Raw genomic sequence first — 1,263 nt, forward strand, 5'->3', positions numbered from 1 at the left:
CCTCCGACGGTCAGCCGGACAGCAGGGGAACATGGGTCAATTCTCAGTGGAAATTTATACACTCCCCGGGTCACATCTCAGTGCAACTCAACACACCCGGCGCCATCATCCCGGCTGCCATGAGGTCGAGCTCATCGTCAACGGGCTTACGATGGCGAACACTGTTTTTGAAATCGCGAGCGATCCTTCTGACTAAGAAACCAGCGACGCTGCCGCAAAGACATAGCGAACTGGAGGAGCATTTGGCTTCAAGGTTCGTAGAGCGGAACGGGCTTGCAAGTTAGGTGAACGGAAGGTCTTGGCATGGGCTGCCGTCCACACGACGATCAGTGAACAGCGTCATCTGGTCGCAGTTTCCCATACCTGCGAGGCCTCGCCGATGTGCTCACGCAGCCAGAGGGCCTCATCGCTTGGATTGCGATGGAAATGACGTTTGAAATCCCGGCTGAACTGCGCTGGGCTGGCATAGCCGACCTGCATCGCGACCGTCGCTATGGGAGCTTCGCGCCGCGCGATCATCATGCGCGCCTCGTGCAAGCGCATGGCCTTGATGTACTGAATGGGCGAACTTCCGGTGAGAGCCTTGAATCCGGAATGGTACGAAGCAACACTCATCCCCGCAGCCTTAGCCAGGGCGGGAACGGTAAGTTTCTCGTGAAAGCGTTCGCGGATCTCTGACAGGCTCTTCACGACCCGGTCCGCCGCCCCTTCGTGGTGAAGTGCGGCCAATAGCGGCCGAGCTTGCGGCCCCGTCATCACGCGAAAATGCAATTCACGGATAAGCCCGGGACCGAGGATAGCGCACTCCTGCGGGGAATACAGAGCCACCAGCAACCGTCGCAGTACATCGCGAATGGAGGGCTCCATTGGACTTGAAACCAGACTGCGTGCTTGCTCGCGGGCGTGCGACGCGTCCGCCTTGGCCATCACTGCGGCGATCTCGGCCGCGAGAGGAAGGTCGAAATCGAGATAGAGGGCGACCAAGGGGCTGCCTGCATCCGCCTGTGAGGCCATGCGAAATGGCACGGGCACCGAGATGGCGAGGTAATGATCAGCATCGTAGCGATACACATTGCCATCGAGAAATCCCTGCTTTGATCCTTGTAAGACAAAGACGGCTCCGGGCCGGTAGAGCACCGGCACGTCCTCAAGCATGGCTTCCGAACGTAGGATGCGCAGGCCGGGAAGGCCAGTCGAATTGTACCCATGCCGCGGCGCGAGCTCGGCCGCAATTTCGACAAGATCAGTCATGTTCCGGGAATC

General features: G+C 59.2%; 1 protein-coding gene and 1 pseudogene. One reads left to right on the top strand and one right to left on the bottom strand.

Annotated features, from left to right (window positions below; all coding sequences use genetic code 11):
* Nucleotides 1–196 (top strand): annotated as a pseudogene (locus EDF58_RS26255) (hypothetical protein); the annotation flags it as partial.
* A gap of 143 nt (nucleotides 197–339) precedes the next feature.
* Here the strand turns inward: EDF58_RS26255 and EDF58_RS25730 are convergent.
* Nucleotides 340–1,263, bottom strand: a 924-nt coding sequence (locus tag EDF58_RS25730; protein WP_207913198.1) for an AraC family transcriptional regulator, incomplete at its 5' end; no start/stop codon positions are given.

It is taken from the genome of Novosphingobium sp. PhB57, from assembly GCF_004342985.1.
Lineage (GTDB): Bacteria > Pseudomonadota > Alphaproteobacteria > Sphingomonadales > Sphingomonadaceae > Novosphingobium.